Source organism: Erwinia sp. S43, assembly GCF_016624745.1.
In the GTDB taxonomy this organism is placed as follows: domain Bacteria; phylum Pseudomonadota; class Gammaproteobacteria; order Enterobacterales; family Enterobacteriaceae; genus Erwinia; species Erwinia coffeiphila.
Window position 1 is genome coordinate 1 of record NZ_JACVTX010000025.1, and the last position, 20,006, is coordinate 20,006.

Sequence of the window (20,006 nt, forward strand, 5' to 3'; positions counted from 1 at the left end):
ACAGGCTGACGAACGCAGTGAGGGCACCACGCAACGCGTGGCGCGAGGACCGGCCAGACGAGGCAGCAACCAACCAGCACGAACGCCAACATCACAGGCGCTACAACAAAGGTAGCCGTGCGATCCCCCCTACAGCAATTCGCGCGCCGCAGCCGCAATCTCATCCGCCGTCAGCCCATACTCCTGCTGAAGCCACTCCTGCGTTCCCACCTGACCATAGCGCTCCTTCACCCCAACACGACGCATCGGCACCGGACAACTTTCCACCAGCACCTCCGCCACCGCCGACCCCAGCCCGTTATGAATACTGTGATTCTCACAGGTCACGATCCGTCCGGTTTTCTCCGCATAGTTTTTAACCAGCATGCGGTCGATCGGCTTAAGGGTAAACATATCGATCACCGCCGCGCTTACGCCCTGCTCCGCCAGCCGATCGGCGGCTACCAGCGCTTCAGCCACCATGATGCCGTTGGCGATAAGCGTAATATCACTGCCGTCGCGCAGTACATTGCCTTTGCCAATGGTAAAACGCGTGCCCTCCGGATAGATTTTTGCCGCCTGCTTGCGGATAGTGCGAACCCAGTAAAAACCGCGCAGCGTCGCCAGCTGCTGCAAAATATCGCGGAACATCGTCGCATCGGTGACCTCCATCACTACCGAGTTTGCCAGGCCGCGCACAATGCCCATATCTTCAAACGACATATGCGTGCCGCCGTTGTGGCAGGCCGTCACCCCTGCATCGGAGGCGATAACCTTAACGTTGTTCTTTTGATAATCGAGTGCCATAAACAGCTGATCGAAGCAGCGGCGGCTGGCAAAAGCGGTAAAAGTATGCACAAACGGCGTGCGCCCGGTCAGCGACAGACCGGCAGAAACGCCAATCACGTTAGCCTCCATAATGCCGCAGTTGATAACGTGCTGCGGCCAGTCCCGCTGCACGCCGTCCATCGCCATCGAACTCATCAGATCGGCTTCCAGCGCAATCACCGGCGTTCCGGCGGAAACCTGCTCACGAATGAAGTTGGCGTAAACTTTACGCATTTCAGTGGTATCACGCTCAAGCGTTACAGCAGTTGTTTCAGTCATGGGCGGCCTCCAGGGCAGCAATTTCAGCGTCAATAGCCTGCCGCTGCTCCGGCGTCAGGCGCAGATGGTGGCTGTTACTTAACTGTTCAAGCCACGGCACCCCCTGCCCTTTAATACTGTCGAGAACGATAGCCAGCGGCCGCTGCTGCGCCTCCCTGACCGGTTTCAGCGCGCCATACAGCGCGGGGATATCGGCACCGGGTACGGTCTGCGCCTCAAAACCAAAGGCGGTGAATTTTTCCGCCAGGTCGAACGGCTGAATCACTTCATCGAGCGTGCCGTCCAGCTGCTGCTTATTCCAGTCCACCAGCACGGTCAGATTGTTCAGCTTGTGGTGAGCGATAAACTGAAACGCTTCCCAGCACTGCCCCTCATTCAGCTCTCCGTCGCCGACGATGCAAAACACGCGATTGCTGCGCCCCGCCAGCCTGTGGGAAAGCGCCATCCCGGCGGCAATCGAGATCCCCTGCCCCAGCGAACCGGTCGTCGCATCCACGCCGCGCGTTTTCAGCCGGTCCGGATGGCTGGGCAACAGCGTACCGTTCTCATTTAGCGTGATCAGCTGCTCCCGGGGGAAATAACCTTTGATCGCTAGCGTACTGTAAAGCGCAGGCCCGGCATGCCCCTTCGACAGTACAAAGTAGTCGCGTTCAGACCAGTCCGGATCGCCCGGATCGATGCGCATCACATCGCCGTAGAGTACCGCCAGGGTTTCCACCACCGACATGCTGCCGCCGTAGTGGCCGAAGCCAAGATGGGTCAGCGCCTTCAGGGTTTCCACGCGGATATCGTTCGCTAACTGCGTCAGTTCTCGGGTATTCATGGATTAACCTCCGAATCATTTTTGCTGCTATCGTCAGCCGGTTTGGGTTTGCGGAACAGGTTATGCAGCACCAGCAGCGCGAAGATGCCGACAATCACCACGGTAATCATCTCTTTCGACAGATACTGCGCCAGGTTCCCCAGGATGATGCCCACCACGCCGAAGTCGGCATCCGAGAAGGTGGTATTGGCAAAGCCGAGCGCCCCCAGCACCGGCAGCAGCAGTACCGGCAGGAAGGTGATCAGCAGGCCGTTGGCAAATGCCCCACACATCGCACCGCGTCGGCCGCCGGTGGCATTGCCAAAGACGCCTGCGGTAGCACCGGTAAAGAAGTGCGGCACCACGCCGGGCAGGATCAGCACCAGCTTCAGCTGGCCCAGCAGGAACAGCCCCACCAGCCCACCGAGGAAGCTGAACAGGAAGCCAATCAGCACCGCGTTCGGCGCATAAGGGTAAACCACCGGGCAGTCGAGGGCGGGACGCGCGTTCGGCACCAGTTTTTCCGAGAAGCCGGTAAACGCGGGGACGATCTCGGCCAGAATCAACCTCACGCCCTGCAGGATGATAAACACCCCGGCGGCGAAGGTGATGGCCTGGATGATGGCGTACACCAGGAAGTTCTGGCCGCCGCTGAGCTGCGATTCAACGTATTCACTCCCGGCGCAGAAGGCCATAATCATATAAATAACGATCATGGTCAGGGAGATAGAGATGGAACTGTCGCGCAGGAAGCTCAGATTTTTCGGCAGGTTCATCTCTTCGGTAGAGCGCGAGCTTTTACCGGTTTTACTGCCGATCCAGCCCGCCAGCACATAACCAATCGTGCCGAAATGGCCGAAACCGATATCATCATTACCGGTGATCTGCCGCATATAACGCTGAGCGATGGCCGGGAAAATCGCCATTATCAGTCCCAGCGTCAGCGCGCCAGTAAATACCAGCAGCACGCCATCAAAGCCCGGCACGCTGAGAATAACCGCAATCATGCAGGCCATATAAAACGTATGATGCCCGGTCAGGAAGATATATTTAAGGCGGGTGAATCGGGCAACAATGATATTCGCCACCATGCCAAATGCCATAATCAGCGCGGTAGAGGCTCCGTATTTTTCTAAGGCAATTGAGACTATCGCTTCGTTATTAGGAATAATCCCCTGAATATTAAATGCGTGCTCAAACATTCCCCCTAAGGGATTGAGTGAGCTGACCAGCACGGTAGCACCACCGCCCAGAACGATAAAGCCGAGTATGGTTTTTACTGTGCCTTTTACCACGTCAGTAAAAGGTTTTTTTTGAGCAATCAGGCCAATCATGGCGATTAGCCCCACCAGTACAGAGGGAACTTTTAATATATCTACCACAAACTTCAGCGTTTCCTGGATAATCATATCCGCCTCGCTTCGAAGGATTAATGGGAAGAGAAATATTCCTTGAGTTTTGTTTCCAACTCCGTCATGTCGATAATACTTTTCAACACCACCAGCCTGTCCGGGGGCACATTGGCGCTTTCCGCAATATCTCGTGCCATGACAAACAGATCCGCCGCACCCGGCGTTGCCGATGAGAGGTCAGAGTGCTCTACCTCCGCTTCAATATTGAGTTTCTTCAGCACTTTTTTGATATTCATTTCAACCATAAAGCTGCTGCCAAGACCTGAACCGCATACGGCCATGATTCTCATAACGCCACCTTATTTACAGTCGAACGGAACCATGCCGATAAAAGCACAGCGTCATTATTTTTCGAAATCATTCAGAACGGAGCGATAACTTTTTTAATTTCCTCCAGCGTTATGGCGCGGTGCAGGTTTTCCAGCGCCTTGTCATTAGAAAATAACTCGCTGAGGCTGGATAACATCGCAATATGCGAATGACTGTCTTTCGCCGCCAGCATCACAATGACATTCACCGGGTCAAATTCTCCTGCACCAAAATTTACGCCGCGCCGAAGTTTAAGCAGCGACAGCCCCATTTCGCAGGCCCCTTCCTCCGGGCGAGCATGTGGCATTGCCAGACCTGGTGCCAGTACATAATAAGGGCCAATTTGCTGATGACCGCGAATAATAGCCGGAACGTAGTCGCTATTAATCACACCTGCTTTCAGCAAGGGTGTGGCACATAATTGCAGTGCCTGCTGCCAGTCGGATATTTCATCAGCCAGCTGGATAGTGCCATCGTGCAACCAGTGATTTAACACGCCACCTCCTGTTTTCATTTTGCGCTGGGTGAACAAACTGTAATCAACGGATAAATAATCATCCGTGACTATTCTCACAAAGATAGCGCTACCAAAAGTTATTCAGTGGATTTGTGATAGCGCTATCATAAAGAGCATCACGTCAGCCGTTTTTTCACCAAAGCAATAACCTGACGACTAACATGTTCTTTGCAGATACTGGTAAATTGACAGCTAAATGGACGCAAAAACGGAAACAGCCATGTCAGTCAATCGAAAACGACGCGGTACGGGGCGGGTAACGCTGTCCGATGTCGCCAATCTTGCCGGGGTGGGAACGATGACCGTTTCGCGCGCGTTGCGCACGCCCGACCAGGTTTCCGACAAACTCAGGGAAAAAATTGAAGCCGCGGTCAATGAGCTGGGCTATCTGCCTAATCTTGCCGCCAGCGCTCTGGCTTCCGCCTCTTCGCGAACCATCGCCATGGTGGTTCCCGGCCTGGCCGAAGCGGGATGCTCAACGATGTTTGCCGGGTTGCAGCAGATTCTGCAACCGGCGGGCTACCAGATTATGCTTACCGAGTCGCACCATCGCCTGGAAAATGAGGAAGCGCTGCTGGAGACGCTGCTGTCGTGGAACCTGGCCGCAGTGATCCTGCTGAGCGTTGAACATGGCCCGAATCTGCGCAAGTGGCTCAGTTCCGCCCGCATACCGGTGATGGAAATCGGCTCAATTCGCACCGATCCGCTGGATATGAATATCGGTATTGATAACGTTGAAGGGATGTTTCAACTGACCTGCCTGCTGGCCGAGCGCGGCTATCAGAATATCGGGCTGCTGTGCGCCAGCCAGGAGCAGCGCCTGTTTCAGCAGCACCTGCGCGGCTGGCATAAAGCAATGCTGCGCCATCATATGTCGCCCCATCGGGTCATCAACGCTGCCACGCCTGCCAGTTTTTCCGCCGGGGCACGGCAGCTGCCGGAGTTTATCCTCAACTGGCCGGAGCTGGATGCGCTGGTCTGTGTTTCCGACGAACTGGCCTGCGGCGTGATGTACGAGTGCCAGCGGCGGCGTATCAAGGTGCCGGATGATTTAGCCGTTGTCGGCTACGGCAACAGCGACGTCAGCCAGGTTTGCCAGCCGCCCCTGACCACCGTCACCATCCCCCATCTCCAGATCGGCATCAACGCAGGTAAAGCGCTTCTGGCAAGGTTGGAAGAGGAACCATGGGAAGGCAAGCCGCTGGCACCCAGGCTGTGCCTGCGCGACAGCTGCTAGCGCGGAAAAGAAATGGGGCGCAGCCTGCGCTGCGCCCCGCTATCCACAAAATCAGCGATTACTCGCCTTCGCCGTTACGGCTCAGCCACAGCGACAGGGCTTTCAGCGAGTCGGCGGTGAATTCATCGCAGCGAGAGGTAATCTCTTCCGGCGTCATCCAGAAAATCTCATCCACTTCCTCTTCCTGCATGGCGAACGGGCCGTGAGACACGCAGCTGAACAGGCCACCCCAGACGCGGCAGTGCTCATCTTCGTAGTAAAACAGGCCATGCTCCGCAAACGGTACGGCAGCGATTCCCAGTTCCTCTTCCGCTTCGCGCCGTGCAGACTCCAGCATCACTTCGCCACTTTGCACCACGCCGCCTGCGGTGGCGTCCAGCATGCCCGGCATAAAGTCTTTAATCTCGGTACGGCGCTGTACCAGAATTTTACCCATGCCATCGTGAACCACGATGTAGGTAGCCCGGTGTCGTAAACACTGGGCACGCATTTGTGCTCGGCTGGATTGGGCGATGACCTCGTTATCTTCATTAACGATATCGACCCACTCAGTGCCTGGCTCTTGCTCCACCATCCGTATCCCTTTTTGTTCTGGCGCTTTGCGCCGTTTAGTCATTATTATTCGCGGCGCAGCGCGATCCGCCTAAATTAATGATTAACGCCCCGCGACGCAATCATCCATTTGTGCGCATTCAGTTCAGGCCAGTTTGGCAGATTCCGCCAGCCACAGCTGCACGGAGGCGCGCTGCCACTGGAAGTTTGCATAGTCGGCAATCCGCTGCGGCAACGTGTCACCATGCAGCGCCAGGCGATTCAGCATCACGGCAAAATCGGTGTCGGCAATGGTCCATTCGCCAAACAGATTTTGCTGACCAGCAGGAAGCAAACGCTCGGCGGCGGCAATCAATCTTTCGGCACTGGCCTGCCCGGCCTCATCCAGCGGTGCCAGACGCGCACCGGCGAACAGGACTTCGGTTGGGCGCTGCTGGCGAATGGGCATAAAATCGCTGCGCAGCCAGGCCTGTAGCTCACGTGCTCTGGCTCGTTTTTCCCGATCGCGCGGATAGAGGCGTTCATATTCGGGTGCAGGAAAGCGATCTTCAAGGTATTCGGCGATCGCTGAGGATTCCGAGAGCAGGAAATCATCAACCTGAAGTGTCGGAACGCGGCGCGTAAGCGATATCTCACCGTAGGCCTGCTGATGGTGTTCTTCGCGCGTGAGATCGATGCGTTTCAGCGCAAAGGGCAGCCCTTTCTCACTGAGCGCAACGTAAACTGACATCACATACGGACTAAAATAGTTAGCATCTGACCACAGAATAATATTCGGGTGACTCATCAGGCGTCCTTCGACGGTTACGGATTGAAACACCTGTTTAGCTGGTTTTTCGGCCGAAGGCAAACATCTCGTGTGAGTCAGATAGCAAATCAGAATGGCAGCAATCATCGGTACGGTTTACCTGCCCGAAATGAACCAAAAATCCATTGTTATCAGCCACCGTGCGCATTGTCACAGGTGACAACGCTATCTTCACCTATGCTGAAAGTGACCGTAACCGCGATCCACTGAAAAGGATAAACAGTATGCATATTCTGCTCACCGGCGGCACCGGGCTGATCGGCCAGCCGCTCGTTGCCCGTCTGCTTCAGGCTGGTCACGAGGTCAGCGTGGTGACCCGCGATGTGGCTGGCGCAAGGAAAAAACTCGGCGAGAAGGTCCGGCTATGGTCCGGGCTGGAGAAACAGCGCGATCTCAACGGCATTGACGCGGTGATTAATCTGGCCGGGGAGCCGATTGCCGCCAAACGCTGGAGCGAGACGCAAAAACAGCTGCTGTGCCGCAGCCGCTGGCAGATCACCGAACGGCTTGCCGCGTTAATCTCTGCCAGCAGTTCGCCGCCTGCCGTGCTGATATCGGGCTCTGCCACCGGTTTTTACGGGAACACCGGCGAGCTGGTGGTGACCGAAGACGATCCCGGCCACGATGAGTTCACCCATCGCCTGTGCGATACTTGGGAAAAACTGGCGATGCTGGCGGCGAGCGAGCGGACTCGCGTCTGCCTGTTGCGTACCGGCGTGGTGCTGAGCCGTTCCGGTGGTGCGCTGGAGAAGATGAAGCTACCGTTTAAGATGGGCGTTGGCGGGCCGCTCGGCAGCGGCAAGCAGTTTTTGCCGTGGATCCATATCGACGACATGCTGAACGGCATTCTCTGGCTGCTGGAGCATCCGACGCTGAGCGGGCCGTTTAACCTGGTCGCCCCCTATGCGGTGCGCAATCAGCAGTTTGCCGCCGCGCTGGGCGAAGCCATGCACCGCCCTGCTATCGTGCGTACGCCAGCCAGCGCAATCCGCCTGCTGATGGGTGAATCCGCGGTGCTGGTGCTCGGCGGGCAGCACGTATTGCCGCAGCGCCTTGAGGCATCCGGCTTTCGTTTCCGCTGGTATGAGTTAGATGAGGCACTGGCTGATGTGATCGACAGTAAAAAATAACCCTCTGACGTATCGCCATCGGGTTTAGGTCAGTAAACGCATCGTACAGTCAACCTGCCCGCCGCTTTTCATGCCGGAGCAGGATTGCACGGTGAACAACACGTCGTTAAGCAGATGACAGGCGGTTAGCAGGGGAACGCCTTACGCGGCCTTCCCCTTACGGGCAGTTACTTCAGTGCACCGGATAAAAACTGCTGCAGGCGGGCGCTTTTCGGGTTATTAAACAGCTCGTCCGGCGCGCCTTCCTCTTCAATTTTACCCTGATGCAGGAAAATCACGTGGCTGGAGACATGACGGGCAAACTCCATCTCATGCGTTACCACCACCATGGTTTTCCCCTCTTCGGCCAGTTTCTGCATAATGCGCAGCACTTCGCCCACCAGTTCCGGGTCCAGCGCCGAGGTCGGCTCATCAAACAGCAGCACCTCCGGCTCCATTGCCAGCGCACGGGCAATGGATACGCGCTGCTGCTGGCCGCCGGAGAGATGCACCGGGTATTTGGCACGCGCACGCTCGTCAATGCCGACCTTATCCAGATAGCGGATCGCCCGCTCGCGCGCTTCGCTTTTGCCCAGCCCCAGCACCTGAATCGGCGCTTCCATCACGTTCTCCAGCACCGTCATGTGGCTCCAGAGGTTGAAGTGCTGGAACACCATGGTCAGGCGGGTACGCAGGGTGCGCAGCTGCTCTTTATTGGACACTTTCAGCTGGCCGTCTTTATCACGCACCAGATTAATATTTTCATTGTTAACCGAGATAGTGCCTTCGCTTGGCTTCTCCAGGAAGTTAATGCAGCGCAGGAAGGTGCTTTTCCCCGAACCGGAAGATCCGATAATACTGATGACATCGCCGGCATTGGCCTGTAGCGATACGCCCTTCAGCACCTCATGTTCACCATAGCGTTTGTGCAGTTCGGTAACGCTTAATTTATTGTCAGCCATAGTTTTACTCAGTGTGACGATGAAGGTTTAACGTGTGCCAGCCAGCGTTTTTCCGCTTTACGGAACAGGCTGATCAGCACATAGGAAATAATCAGATACAGCACCGCCGCCAGTCCGAAGGCGATAAACGGCTGATAGGTGGCGGAGTTAATATCTCGGGCCACTTTCAGCAGATCCGGCACGGTGGCGGTAAATGCCAGCGCCGTAGAGTGCAGCATCAGAATCACTTCATTACTGTAGGCGGGCAGCGCGGTGCGCAGCGCCGAAGGCATGATAATGCAGCGGTAAAGTTTGAAAGTGGAGAAACCGTAGGCGCGAGCGGCTTCAATCTCACCGTGCGGCACCGAGCGGATCGCCCCGGCGAAAATCTCCGTGGTATAGGCGCAGGTATTGAGCGTAAAGGCCAGCAGCGTACAGTTCAGTCCGCTGCGGAAGAACGCATTCAGCATCTCGGTGCCTTTGACGATCTCCAGCGTGTACATGCCAGAGTAGAACACCAGCAGCTGCACATAGAGCGGCGTGCCGCGAAACACATAGGTAAACAGCCACACCGGGAACCACACGGCTTTGTGCTGCGACACGCGGGCAATGGATAAAAACACCGCCATACAGCCGCCGATCGCTACTGAAATAATCAGTAGCCACAGGGTCATTGCCACACCGGTAAAACGATAGCCGTCGGTCCACAGCAGGGCTTTCCAGTATTCCTGAACAATCTCAATCATAAATCAGCCCTTTTCACACCCACAGTGTAACGACGTTCCAGCCACCACAGCACGCCATTAGACAGCGTGGTAAAGATCAGATAAATCACCCCGGCAACGATGGCAAAGTAGAACGGCTGCCAGGTGGTTTTACCCGCCAGCTGTGTCGCCTTCACCACGTCTTCCAGCCCGAGGAGTGAAACCAGCGCGGTAGCTTTGAGAATAACCTGCCAGTTATTGCCGATGCCAGGCAACGCAAAGCGCATCATGCCGGGAAACAGCACGCGGCGGAAGGTTTGTGAAGGCGTAAAACCGTAGGCGGTTGCTGCTTCAATCTGCCCCTTCGGCACCGCCATATAGGCCCCACGGAAGGTTTCAGTAAAGTAGGCCCCGTAGATAAAGCCGAGGGTGATAATACCGGCCACCATGGGATCGATATCAAACTGCCCCACGCCGATCAAATCGGTCAGGTGGTTCAGAATGATTTGCAGACCGTAGAAGATTAACAGCATCAGAACGAGGTCAGGCACGCCACGGATCAGCGTGGTGTAACCTTCAAAGATCATCGCCAGCGGGCGGTTATTGGAGAGTTTTGCCCCGGCACCGATTAATCCCAGCACCACGGCGAGTACTACCGAGCTGAGTGCCAGCTCAAGCGTCACTATGGCGCCTTTAAAAATGACTTCAGAATAGCCATACAGCATAAATATTATCCTGTCGTTGTGGTCAAAAATGCAGCCTCACCGCAAGCACAGTGAGGCTGGCAGACAGGGACTACTTAATCGCCGTATACATTAAAGTCGAAATATTTTTTTGCCAACTTATCGTAGGTACCATCTTTGCGAATTTCGTCGAATGCTTTATCGATCGCTGCTTTTAACGCCGGATCGTCTTTACGCATGCCCATACCAGTACCGATACCGAAGATTTTTTCATCTTTCACCGACGGACCGGCAAAGGCGTAGTCCTTACCGGCAGGCTGCTTGAGGAAGCCTTCGCTGGCGGCCACTTCATCCTGGAATGCGGCGTCGATACGACCGGCGGTCAGATCCTGATATACCAGATCCTGGTTCGCGTATGGCGTGACTGTCACACCTTTTGGACGCCAGTTATCATTGGCGTAGGTTTCCTGGGTGGTGCCCTGCAGCAGGCCGATGTTTTTGCCTTTCAGCGATTCCAGGGTTGGCTCGATTTTAGAGCCTTTTGGCGCGATCAGGCGGGAGTCGGCCGCGTACAGTTTTTCTGAGAAGGCGATCTCCTGCTGGCGTTTTTCAGTAATCGACAGAGAGGAGATGATAGCGTCAATTTTCTTCGCTTTTAATGAAGGGATAAGCGCATCAAAGTCGCTTTCCACGAAGGTACATTTGGTTTCCATACGCTTACAAATTTCGGTGGCCAGATCGATATCAAAGCCTACCAGCTGCCCCTGGGCATTTTTCATTTCAAACGGTGCATAGGTTGGATCGGTGCCGATACGCAGCGTTTTTGGACCGGCAGCAAATGCGCTGCCTGCTGAGGTGATTGCCAGCAACAGGGAAAGAGCCAGGACCTGCTTTTTCATAGATTACCCTCGAGTCGTCTTATTATAGGATTCGTGATGTTTGTCCACGCAATTGTTTTGCAGATTTCATGCCACATTTTGTGGCAATCTCCGCTTTTTTCAGCGCGTAAAGCAAGGCAGCGTAAATGCCCGGTTTGCTGGGGAATATATAGCAGGTTTGAAGGGACTTAGCGGCAACAATGTTTCACAATGGTGCAACATCTGCACGAAATGCGATTCAGCACCAACATTTGAACCATGCTGGTGCAATGCACCATCCGCTATGCACCCTGCCAGCGCGTGAACAAATCGTTGTCGAGGGTGATATCGAACTGGTCCAGCACGCGGTTCACCGTCTGGTCGACAATCTGCATCACATTTTCCGGGCGGTGATAAAACGCCGGCACCGGCGGCATAATAATCGCCCCCAGCTCCGCTGCGGTGGTCATCATCCGCAGATGGCCCAGGTGCAGCGGCGTTTCGCGCACGCAGAGCACCAGTCGGCGGCGCTCTTTCAGCACCACATCCGCCGCGCGGGTCAGCAGGCCGTCGCTGTAGCTGTGCACAATACCGGACAGAGTTTTCATTGAGCACGGCAGGATCGCCATGCCGTCGGTTTTGAACGATCCGGAAGAGATGCTGGCGGCAATATCACGCACATCGTGAACCACGTCGGCCAGCGCCTGCACCTCACGCAGCGTGTAGTCACTCTCCAGCGCCAGAGTTTGCCGCGCGGCCTGACTCATTATCAGGTGTGTCTCCACGTCGCTGACCTGCTGTAACACCTGCAGCGTGCGAATACCATAGATCACACCACTGGCACCGGAGATGCCGATAATCAGTCTTTTCATACCAAATCCTTAAAAAAAACGGGCCGGAATTGCTTCCGGCCCATCTTACCTGCTTACACCGCGAAGCGCTTAGCCTTCGTTATGAATTTCCAGGTTTTCGACTTCGTTCTGACGCGCCATCGCTTTGGCATCGTCATTACGCAGCGACTGCAGATACTCAAGGTACTGCTGGTCGACGTCTTTGGTGACGTAAATACCGTTGAACACCGAACATTCGAACTGGGCGATATCCGGGTTCTCTTCCTTCACCGCTTCGATCAGATCGTCAAGGTCCTGGAAAATCAGCGCATCGGCACCGATCAGCTGGCGAATCTCTTCCACTTCGCGGCCGTGAGCAATCAGCTCGGTAGCGCTTGGCATATCAATGCCGTAGACGTTCGGGAAACGAATTTCCGGAGCCGCCGACGCCAGGTACACTTTTTTCGCACCGGCTTCACGGGCCATTTCGATAATCTGCTCGGAGGTCGTACCGCGCACGATAGAATCATCCACCAGCAGCACGTTCTTACCGCGGAATTCCGCACGGTTAGCATTCAGCTTACGGCGAACCGCACTGCGGCGCAGCTGCTGTCCCGGCATGATAAAGGTACGGCCAACGTAACGGTTTTTCACAAAACCCTGACGGTATGGCTTATCAAGAATGCGTGCCATCTCCAGAGCGATATCGCAGGAGGTTTCAGGGATTGGGATCACCACGTCGATGTCCAGATCTTCCCATTCGCGGGCGATTTTCTCACCCAGCTTGGTGCCCATACGCACACGTGCGCTGTACACCGAAATCTTGTCGAGGAAGGAGTCCGGGCGCGCGAAGTAAACGTACTCGAACAGGCACGGGTTAACCTTTGGATTCTCAGCGCACTGGCGGGTAAACAGCTGACCTTTTTCAGTCACGTAAACCGCTTCGCCTGGGGCAACATCGCGCAGGAACTCAAAGCCCAGCGTATCCAGCGCCACGCTTTCAGAGGCCACCATATACTCGGTACGGCCATCAACCAGCGCGCGCTTGCCGATCACTAACGGACGAATGCCGTTCGGATCGCGGAAAGCAACCAGACCGTGACCGATAATCATCGCTACGCAGGCATAGGCACCGCGCACGCGCTGATGCACAGCGGCAACGGCGGAAAAGATATTTTCGGCTTCCAGCGGGTCCTGTTGGAAACGATCCACTTCCTGCGCAAAGATGTTCAGCAGGATTTCAGAATCCGACGTGGTATTAACATGACGGCGACCGGTTTCAAACAGTTCTTTACGCAGCTCGTGCGCATTGGTCAGGTTGCCGTTATGGGCCAGTGTAATCCCGTAAGGAGAGTTCACATAGAAGGGCTGGGCTTCAGAAGCGCTGGAGCTTCCTGCGGTTGGGTAACGCACGTGGCCGATACCCATATTACCCTGCATACGTTGCATGTGGCGGGCTTCAAATACATCGCTGACCAGACCGTTTGCTTTACGCAGGCGGAAGCAATTTAATGCATCGATGGTAACGATGCCTGCGGCATCCTGCCCACGGTGCTGAAGCACCGTTAACGCGTCATAAATCGACTGGTTGACCGGCATAAAACCGGCGATCCCGACAATACCGCACATATTGACATTTCCTCATAGCCGCAACCCCGGTGCGATTACCGGGGCAAAAAACTCGACGTACTCTTCAGGTAGTCAAAGAACCACCCGATAATGTAACTGAACTGAGGGATTAACTTCGACTGCTGCCAGTCGAGGCTTTTGGAAAAGCCGGTGAATGTATCGAGGAAAAACAGCATAGCGGCCACAATCAGTACGCCACGCAGTGCCCCAAAACAGACGCCCAGTACTCTGTCGGTACCCGACAGGCCGGTTTTCTCAACCAGCGAACCAATTACATAGTTAACGATTGCGCCAACGATTAGCGTGGCAACAAATAACACTGCAATGGCGATTCCATTCCGAATCAGCTCGTCTTCAAATCCTGTGAACCAGACGGCAAGGTAGGAGAAGTAATGACTGGCGACAAAGAATGCGCATCCCCAGGTGACGAGAGAAAGTGCTTCCCGAATAAACCCACGGATCAGGCTAACCAGAGCCGAAAAAGCTATAACCGCAATAATGACGTTATCTATCCAGACCATGAACTCTTCCAGTGACAGTAATCGTGAAAACGCCCCTGCATCCAGTTCGGGGCGAATTCTAACAGAAAAAGAAAACGTTTGCGTAGGGTTTTCCTGCGTCGTTTTAAATAAACGAAAACGCTGAAAAAACCGTCGGGTGGGCGACATTCCTGCCGCTCACCACGCCAGAATGCAATTCGTTGATTTGCTTTATATCATGTTGCCTTCGGCCAGACACAGCCCGGTGCCACGCCGCGCTTCAACGAGTGGCACCTGTTACAGCTATTGTTATTTCCGCTCAATCCGCAGAGGCGACTAGCGTGCACCCCAAGGCTTGACGACGCCACCAAGGCCGGAAATGCCCTGTAGTTCACCGACTGCCGCCTGCATTTTGGCTTTTGATGCATCCGGACCGACGTAGATACGAGTGATCTGTCCGGCAACCGGCGTTGCTGGCACGGTGAAAGCACGATAGCCCGAAAGCCGCAGCTGCGCGACGATTTCGTTAACCTTGGCCGCATTTTTCAGCGCACCCAACTGGACCACATACGCCTGGCCGGTCGGTGCGGCTTCAGCGACAGCCGGTTTATCAGCAGGCGTTTCCACCTTAGGCTGAGTCTGCTGCTGCTGCTGCTGAACAGGAGGCTTCTCAATCGGCTTCGGCTTCTCGACCGGTTTTTCCACCGGTTTCGGTTTCTCTACCGGCTTCGGCTTTTCAACCACTTTCGGCGGCTGCTGTACCGGTTGCTGGACCGGCTGTTGCTGCACCGGCGGCGGCGAAACCAGCGTAGGCTGATTGTTCGACTTCGGCGCGGTCGATCCGCTGTCGGCCTGCGAGGAATTTTCCCCGTCGGCACGGCTGATGGCTTCGCTTGCCCCTTCCGGCGGCTGCGCCGGCAGCGACTGCGTTACCGGCGGTGCCAGTTCGGTCTCCTGCTGGTCGCCTGGTTTTGGCACCAGCGGAATGGCCGCGAACTCTTCCTTATAGTGTTTCTTTTTACCATCCAGCAGGCCAGGCAGCACGATCACGCCCAGCGCAACAATAATAACGGTGCCGACTAAACGGTTTTGAAACTTACTTGCCACTGCCGTTCTCCGCTGTCATCGTTTCCATTACGTGTGCGACGGTGTGGAATGACCCACACACCAGCACAATGTCCTGTTCCGCCGCCTGCTGCATCGCCTGATGCCAGGCATCGGCCACGGAGCCAAACGCCTGCGCCCCGCTAAGATGGGCAATCAGCTGCTCGGCAGAAGCACCGCGCGGGCCTTCCAGCGGTGCGCAATACCAGTAATCCACCTGCGGACTGAGGCAGGCCAGCGTCCCGGCGATATCTTTGTCGTGCAGCATCCCCACTACCGCGTGAACTTTACCGCGCTGCGGCAGTTCTGCCAGCCGACCGGCAAGATACGCGGCCGCGTGCGGGTTATGCGCCACGTCCAGAATCACCTGCGGTGAATGCGCCACGGTCTGGAAGCGGCCGGGCAGGATTGCCTGATGCAGGCTGGCACGAATAGTGGCCTCATCAATCGACAGACCCGACGCCCGCAGTGCAGCCAGCGCGGTGGCGGCATTCGGCAGCGGCACCTGCGGCAGCGGCAGGTTTTCAATACTGCCGCTGGCATCGCGGAACGACCAGCCGCCGTCGGTCAGGCTGTAAGACCAGTCGCGATCGCGCTGCTGCAGCTGCGCGCCAACCTCTCGCGCCACGTCGGCAATGGTTGACGGCATATCAGGTTCCCCGACGATGGCCGGTTTCCCCTGGCGAAACACTCCGGCCTTTTCACGGCCGATGCTTTCGCGGTCCGGGCCAAGCCAGTCAACGTGGTCCAGCGCAATGCTGGTGATCGCCGCAACGTCCGCATCAACGATATTGGTCGCATCCAGCCGCCCACCCAAACCGACTTCGAGAATGACCACGTCCAGCTGCGCCTGCTTAAACAGCCACAGCGCCGACAGCGTGCCGTATTCGAAATAGGTCAGCGAGGTCTCTCCGCGCCCGGCTTCAATGGCCGCAAACGACGCGGTATACGCCGACTCGGCCAGCTCTTCGCCCTGAATGCGTACACGTTCAGTGTAGCGGATTAAATGTGGAGAGCTGTACACGCCCACGCGATAACCGGCAGCCATCAGTACGGTTTCCAGCGTGCGGCAGGTGGTGCCCTTGCCGTTCGTACCGGCAACGGTAAAGACCTTCGGGGCGGGTGTTAACAGATCGAGTGAGGTGGCTACCCGGCGGATACGATCCAGCCCGAGTTCAATAGCCTGAGAGTGTAAATGCTCAAGATAATAAAGCCACGTGGCAAGAGGCGACGTGGCTTGAGGAAGATTATCCATGTGTCCCGTTCACAAAGTTACGGTTCATTGGTGAAAGAGGCCCGAAGACCTCTTTCTCATCATCGGTCAGGCCTCTTGGCTCTGTGGGCCGGTCGCTTCGGCCTCTTTGACTTCTTCTTCCTGCGGGGCAGGCAGATTCATCATTTTAGCCAGCAGGCTGGCCAGTTTGAAGCGCATAACCGGGCGGCGAACGATCATATCAATCGCGCCTTTTTCAATCAGGAACTCACTGCGCTGGAAGCCCGGTGGCAGTTTCTCACGTACCGTTTGCTCAATAACGCGTGGACCAGCAAAACCGATCAGCGCTTTTGGTTCAGCAATATTCAGATCGCCCAGCATCGCGAAGCTGGCGGAGACGCCACCCATGGTTGGGTCGGTCAGCACGGAGATATAGGGCAGACCGCGCTCCTGCATCTTAGCCAGTGCAGCACTGGTTTTCGCCATCTGCATCAGCGACATCAGCGCTTCCTGCATACGCGCACCGCCGGAAGCGGAGAAGCAGATCATCGGGCAGTTATCTTCCAGCGCCCGCTCAACCGCACGCACGAAGCGCGCGCCAACCACGGAACCCATTGAGCCACCCATAAAGGAGAACTCAAACGCCGCAGCAACAACCGGCATCCCATGCAGGGTACCTTTCATCACGATCAGCGCGTCGGTTTCGTCGGTCTCTTTCTGAGCAGCCGCAAGACGATCTTTGTATTTTTTGGAATCCCGGAACTTGAGCACATCTTTCGGTTCCAGCTCGCTGCCCAGTTCAGTGGTTGAACCTTCGTCCAGCAGGCTGTTCAGACGGTCACGACCATGCATACGCATATGGTGATCGCATTTCGGGCAGACTTCCAGATTACGCTCCAGCTCGGCACGATAAAGAACCTGCCCGCAGCTGTCACATTTGGTCCAGACGCCTTCAGGAATGCTTGCCTTACGCGATGGGGTGATTGTGCTCTTATTGAGAATTCGTTCAATCCAGCTCATTGATGACCTTTCTGTTTGAACCTGGTTTCCCCGCAGGGTAAGCCAGTTTTTCTTTTTTGTGCCGCAAAAAAGCCGGCGGCACAAACCATAAATTGTCGCTCATTAAACCATAACCGCCCGTGACTGTGGATAAAAATCTGGTCGGACGGGTATCGCCTGATGATTTCTGTTACTGCTGTTTCTGCTGACGCGCCGCGCGGCGATGACGCCACACTTCGATTACACCCGGCAGAATAGACAGCAGGATAATCGCCACAATCAGCAGCTTAAGGTTTTCCTGCACCATCGGCATGTTACCAAACAGATAACCGGCATAGGTAAACAGCAGCACCCACAGCAGCGCGCCCGATACGTTGTAAATAGCAAAATGACGATAGGACATTTTACCCATTCCGGCCACAAACGGCGCGAAAGTACGAACGATTGGCACGAAGCGAGCAAGAATAATCGTTTTCCCACCGTGACGCTCGTAAAATGCGTGGGTCTTATCAAGATAGCTGCGGCGGAAAATTTTCGAGTTCGGGTTACTGAACAGCTTATCGCCGAACAGCCGCCCGATAGTGTAGTTCACCGCATCGCCAATAATCGCCGCGACCACCATCAGTGCCACCATGGTGTGAACGTTAAGATCGTTACCCGGCAGTGCAGCCAGCGCCCCGGCCACGAACAGCAGCGAATCGCCCGGCAGGAACGGCGTCACCACCAGCCCGGTTTCGCAGAACAGGATCAGGAACAGGATGGCGTAAACCCACACGCCGTACTGCGCCACCAGCTCCGCGAGGTGGACGTCGATATGCAAAATGAAATCGACAACAAAACGAATCAGTTCCATAAAGGCTTCCTTTAGAAATCCAGGCCAGATTAATCCCCGAGGAACAAAGGTCCCATCGGTGGACGTGGTAAAGCAAAACGATCGGGGTAATCTACCGCGACCAGATACAACCCTTCCGCACGCGCCGTCGCGGCCGCCAGCGTCCGGTCTTTCGCCGCTAACAGCTCGGCCATCCAGCCTTCATGCTGATTCCCGCAGCCGATTTCCATCAGGCTGCCGACGATATTGCGCACCATATGGTGAACAAAGGCGTTGGCTTTGATATCAACCACCACGTAAGCGCCGTGGCGGCTGACGTTCAGATGCATCACGTTACGCATTGGCGTGCGCGACTGGCACTGCACGGCGCGGAACGAGGTGAAGTCGTTCTCGCCCAGCAGGCACTGACCGGCGCGCTGCATTTTTTCTACGTCCAGCGGATGATAAAAATGGGTCATGCCGCCGCCGAGGATCGCCGGGCGCAGCCGCTGGTTGTAAATCACATAGCGATAGCGCCGCGCGGTGGCGCTGAAGCGCGCGTGGAAGTCATCCGGCACCGCATGAACCCAGCGCACGGCGATATCGCCCGGCAGATTCGTGTTGGCACCGAGCGTCCACGCCGCATCCTTGCGCTGTACGGTCGTTTCAAAATGCACCACCTGACCGGTGCCGTGGACGCCCGCATCGGTGCGGCCGGCACAGAACACCACCACCGGATGGTTGGCGACCTTTGACAGCGCCTTCTCCAGCTTTTCCTGCACGCTGCGCACTTCGTTCTGTCGCTGCCAGCCATAATATTGGCTGCCATCATATTCAATGCCCAGCGCCAGCTTATACACCGTCTGTGGCACGTTGATGTCCGACATCAGTACATATACTCCTGCACCAGCCTCTCGGCCGTTTTCACCGCCATCAGCGCGCCGCCAAAGCGCACGTTGTCGGCCACTGACCAGAACTGCAGCAGCTCCGGGATGCCGTAATCGTTGCGCAGGCAGCCGATGCTCAGGTGTGCGCTGCCGGAGGCATCCCCCACCGGCGTCGGGTAATCCGTTTCATCGGTGACGTTGATATCTTCCGCTTCCAGCAGGATTTCACGCGCTTCTTCGGCGGAAACCGGGCGCAGATTTTCGATATGTACAATCTGGGCGTTACCGTAGAACACCGGCGCCTGCACGGTACTGACCGCAATCGGCAGGCCTTCGTCCTGCAGCACTTTACGCACCTGCTCCACCAGCTGACGCTCCTGCGCCACGCTGCCTTCCGCATCGGCCAGCAGCGGCAACAGGTTAAACGCCAGCTGACGGCCAAAGTGGCTCTCTTCCACCGGCATACCGTTCAGCAAACGCGCGCTCTCACCGGCCAGCGAATCTACCGCCACCTTACCGTGGGAGGAAACGGCCAGCAGGTTGGTCACCTGTAAGCGGCCCAGACCGGCATTATCAACCAGCGGCTTGATCGCGCTCAGCAGCTGGCTGGTTAAGCCGTCCGCTACGGTAACAATGTTGCGGTTACGGTAGTCGGCCAGCACCTGCGGGTTAACGTCCGGCACCACCAGCGGCACATCCGGCTCCAGCGCGAACAGGTCGCTGCTGTCGATGACCAGGCATCCGGCGTTGGCGGCATCGTCCGCATAGCGGGCGGAAGCTTCACGGCCGGCGGCGAAAAACGCCAGCTGCGCCTGCGACCAGTCAAACTCAGCGGCATCGGTCACCCGCACCGATTTACCCTCGAAGCGCAGCACTTCACCCGCGCTGCGCTCGCTTGCCAGTAAATACAGCTCACCAACCGGGAACTGGCGTTCAGCCAGTAATTCCAGTAAAGCTCCCCCTACTGCGCCTGTTGCGCCCAATAGCGCGATATTCCAGCCGTCAGACATGTTGGTTTACTCCAGATAATGACATAA

General features: G+C 56.1%; 22 protein-coding genes. 2 read left to right on the forward strand and 20 right to left on the reverse strand.

The annotated features are described in order from the left end of the window. Positions 1–129: 129 nt before the first annotated feature. From IBT47_RS21465 to IBT47_RS21485, 5 genes are all read right to left on the reverse strand, one after another. On the reverse strand, positions 130–1,086 hold the full coding sequence (locus IBT47_RS21465; protein ID WP_200562914.1) for a transketolase family protein: 957 nt from the start codon (positions 1,084–1,086) through the stop codon (positions 130–132). After that, positions 1,079–1,909, reverse strand: a complete 831-nt coding sequence (locus tag IBT47_RS21470; protein ID WP_200562916.1) for a transketolase — start codon at positions 1,907–1,909, stop codon at positions 1,079–1,081. Before IBT47_RS21470 ends, IBT47_RS21465 begins: the two co-directional genes overlap by 8 nt. Next, positions 1,906–3,297: a PTS ascorbate transporter subunit IIC gene (locus IBT47_RS21475; protein ID WP_200562918.1), complete on the reverse strand. Its 1,392-nt coding sequence runs from the start codon at positions 3,295–3,297 to the stop codon at positions 1,906–1,908. The genes IBT47_RS21470 and IBT47_RS21475 overlap by 4 nt, the downstream gene beginning before the upstream one ends. 20 nt (positions 3,298–3,317) lie before the next feature. Next, entirely contained in the window at positions 3,318–3,590 is a 273-nt protein-coding gene (locus IBT47_RS21480; RefSeq protein ID WP_105591255.1) for a PTS sugar transporter subunit IIB, read from the reverse strand. Between the two features lie 71 nt (positions 3,591–3,661). Then, the gene (locus IBT47_RS21485; protein ID WP_200562920.1) at positions 3,662–4,105 is read right to left on the reverse strand and encodes a PTS sugar transporter subunit IIA; all 444 of its coding nucleotides are present in this window, start codon (positions 4,103–4,105) and stop codon (positions 3,662–3,664) included. Positions 4,106–4,346: 241 nt separating this feature from the next. On the opposite strand from IBT47_RS21485, the gene IBT47_RS21490 reads away from it, so the two are divergent. Next, complete coding sequence (locus IBT47_RS21490; protein ID WP_200562922.1) at positions 4,347–5,363, forward strand: LacI family DNA-binding transcriptional regulator; 1,017 nt, start codon at positions 4,347–4,349, stop codon at positions 5,361–5,363. A gap of 58 nt (positions 5,364–5,421) precedes the next feature. Here the strand turns inward: IBT47_RS21490 and yfcD are convergent, their stop codons facing one another. Together yfcD and yfcF are read right to left on the reverse strand one after the other, a co-directional pair. Beyond that, complete coding sequence (gene yfcD, locus IBT47_RS21495; RefSeq protein WP_105591252.1) at positions 5,422–5,937, reverse strand: NUDIX hydrolase YfcD; 516 nt, start codon at positions 5,935–5,937, stop codon at positions 5,422–5,424. A 123-nt stretch (positions 5,938–6,060) separates the two neighbouring features. Next, positions 6,061–6,702: a glutathione transferase gene (yfcF, locus tag IBT47_RS21500; RefSeq protein WP_200562925.1), complete on the reverse strand. Its 642-nt coding sequence runs from the start codon at positions 6,700–6,702 to the stop codon at positions 6,061–6,063. A gap of 245 nt (positions 6,703–6,947) precedes the next feature. Between yfcF and IBT47_RS21505 the strand changes: the two genes are divergently transcribed. Then, on the forward strand, positions 6,948–7,853 hold the full coding sequence (locus IBT47_RS21505) for a TIGR01777 family oxidoreductase (RefSeq protein WP_200562927.1): 906 nt from the start codon (positions 6,948–6,950) through the stop codon (positions 7,851–7,853). A 167-nt stretch (positions 7,854–8,020) separates the two neighbouring features. On the opposite strand, the gene hisP is transcribed toward IBT47_RS21505, so the two are convergent. From hisP to IBT47_RS21570, 13 genes are all read right to left on the reverse strand, one after another. Then, complete coding sequence (gene hisP, locus IBT47_RS21510; protein ID WP_105591250.1) at positions 8,021–8,794, reverse strand: histidine ABC transporter ATP-binding protein HisP; 774 nt, start codon at positions 8,792–8,794, stop codon at positions 8,021–8,023. An 8-nt stretch (positions 8,795–8,802) separates the two neighbouring features. After that, positions 8,803–9,519, reverse strand: a complete 717-nt coding sequence (locus IBT47_RS21515) for an ABC transporter permease (protein WP_105591249.1) — start codon at positions 9,517–9,519, stop codon at positions 8,803–8,805. After that, positions 9,516–10,202 carry a histidine ABC transporter permease HisQ gene (locus tag IBT47_RS21520; protein ID WP_105591248.1) on the reverse strand — a complete coding sequence of 229 codons (687 nt, stop codon included), beginning with the start codon at positions 10,200–10,202 and terminating at the stop codon, positions 9,516–9,518. The genes IBT47_RS21515 and IBT47_RS21520 overlap by 4 nt, the downstream gene beginning before the upstream one ends. A gap of 74 nt (positions 10,203–10,276) precedes the next feature. Further along, positions 10,277–11,059 (reverse strand): lysine/arginine/ornithine ABC transporter substrate-binding protein ArgT, encoded by a 783-nt coding sequence (gene argT / locus IBT47_RS21525; RefSeq protein ID WP_105591247.1) that lies wholly within the window; start codon positions 11,057–11,059, stop codon positions 10,277–10,279. A 260-nt stretch (positions 11,060–11,319) separates the two neighbouring features. Further along, positions 11,320–11,889 carry a UbiX family flavin prenyltransferase gene (locus IBT47_RS21530; protein WP_200546149.1) on the reverse strand — a complete coding sequence of 190 codons (570 nt, stop codon included), beginning with the start codon at positions 11,887–11,889 and terminating at the stop codon, positions 11,320–11,322. 69 nt (positions 11,890–11,958) lie between these two features. After that, positions 11,959–13,476: an amidophosphoribosyltransferase gene (gene purF / locus IBT47_RS21535; protein ID WP_105591245.1), complete on the reverse strand. Its 1,518-nt coding sequence runs from the start codon at positions 13,474–13,476 to the stop codon at positions 11,959–11,961. Between the two features lie 35 nt (positions 13,477–13,511). Next, positions 13,512–13,997, reverse strand: coding sequence for a colicin V production protein (cvpA, locus tag IBT47_RS21540; protein ID WP_105591244.1), 486 nt, complete (start codon positions 13,995–13,997; stop codon positions 13,512–13,514). A 294-nt stretch (positions 13,998–14,291) separates the two neighbouring features. Then, complete coding sequence (gene dedD, locus IBT47_RS21545) at positions 14,292–15,062, reverse strand: cell division protein DedD (RefSeq protein ID WP_200562929.1); 771 nt, start codon at positions 15,060–15,062, stop codon at positions 14,292–14,294. Then, on the reverse strand, positions 15,052–16,314 hold the full coding sequence (folC, locus tag IBT47_RS21550) for a bifunctional tetrahydrofolate synthase/dihydrofolate synthase (protein ID WP_200562931.1): 1,263 nt from the start codon (positions 16,312–16,314) through the stop codon (positions 15,052–15,054). Before folC ends, dedD begins: the two co-directional genes overlap by 11 nt. 66 nt (positions 16,315–16,380) lie before the next feature. Further along, on the reverse strand, positions 16,381–17,292 hold the full coding sequence (accD, locus tag IBT47_RS21555) for an acetyl-CoA carboxylase, carboxyltransferase subunit beta (protein WP_200562933.1): 912 nt from the start codon (positions 17,290–17,292) through the stop codon (positions 16,381–16,383). 169 nt (positions 17,293–17,461) lie between these two features. Continuing rightward, positions 17,462–18,124, reverse strand: coding sequence for a DedA family protein (locus IBT47_RS21560; protein WP_123335254.1), 663 nt, complete (start codon positions 18,122–18,124; stop codon positions 17,462–17,464). A 29-nt stretch (positions 18,125–18,153) separates the two neighbouring features. Then, positions 18,154–18,969, reverse strand: a complete 816-nt coding sequence (truA, locus tag IBT47_RS21565; RefSeq protein WP_105591239.1) for a tRNA pseudouridine(38-40) synthase TruA — start codon at positions 18,967–18,969, stop codon at positions 18,154–18,156. Beyond that, positions 18,969–19,979, reverse strand: a complete 1,011-nt coding sequence (locus IBT47_RS21570) for an aspartate-semialdehyde dehydrogenase (protein WP_200562935.1) — start codon at positions 19,977–19,979, stop codon at positions 18,969–18,971. Before IBT47_RS21570 ends, truA begins: the two co-directional genes overlap by 1 nt. Positions 19,980–20,006 lie beyond the last annotated feature (27 nt).